The 875-nt window shown below is 49.0% G+C and carries 2 protein-coding genes; both read right to left on the bottom strand.

The genetic code is table 11. The annotated features are described in order from the left end of the window. Positions 1-721: UUP1 family membrane protein (locus A3751_RS20315; RefSeq protein ID WP_156492679.1), on the bottom strand; the 721-nt coding region annotated here is incomplete at its 3' end. A 10-nt stretch (positions 722-731) separates the two neighbouring features. Next, complete coding sequence (locus A3751_RS23925; RefSeq protein WP_369821267.1) at positions 732-869, bottom strand: RimK/LysX family protein; 138 nt, start codon at positions 867-869, stop codon at positions 732-734. Between the last annotated feature and the right edge of the window lie 6 nt (positions 870-875).

The following is an 875-nucleotide window of genomic DNA, read 5'->3' as shown; positions in this document are numbered from 1 at the left end:
CATACTCTTCTTGCGCATCAATGGTGAGCCACGCGCCATCTTCATGTACAAGCAAAAACTGCTGAATGGGCGTGTTCCGTTTGCGGTCACGTAGCATTAGGCCTTGTGCGGTTTTTGTGTGTACGCCAGCGAGGGCCAATATGTTTTGAGCAAGCGCAAGCCGTTCCTTGAGGCGGGCTTTTTCACTGAGCAAGCGGCGGATACTTGGCTCGGAGGTGTGCATCATATCCAAGAGTGCGAGCGCTTTCTCTTTGGGGGAAGAGAGGCGGTTTAGCCGGGCGGTAATGTCTTTAACAGATTGCTTTTCCTCGTCCAAGAACTCCGGCTCTGCCAGTGGCTCTGGTTTGGCGTGTTCGTAGTCGTTATGACTCAAAAACCAGGTTTCGTAACGGATGAGCAGCTCTTGTTTACCAGGCGGCATTTCGCCCTCGAACGAGACCGTTTCATAGTTGTTTTCCAACCTTGTTTTTTTGCGTTGGAATGGCCCTGAATGTTCGGTAATTCGTGTTCTTCGATAGGGGTTTATGTCGGCTGCATTTAATGCGACCGTGACGACATCTTCTGTAGATTCAAACGATAGCTTGATTTCGACTGACCAGACTTCTTGGTCTTCGCTAGTGGACAGGGGGAAGGAAAGAACTTGATTTTTATAGGCGATGGCGCCCACACCCAAGATGATGAGGATGCAAATAAAAACGCTAATCTGGATACGTGAATTCATAGCGCGTTCATCAATCTAGCATCATGAAGCGTTGGCTAGTGTCAACGACAGCATGCCCTTCAAGAAAGCTTCGTCCAATAAGTAGAGGATATACGAACTCGGAGCGATCATTTAGGTTCACTTCGGTGCGCATCTCGATGTTGCCCATCATGAG

It is taken from the genome of Oleiphilus sp. HI0080 (assembly GCF_001635135.1).
The sequence above is the reverse complement of the archived record's forward strand: the minus strand, read 5'-3'. Positions and strand labels throughout refer to the sequence as shown.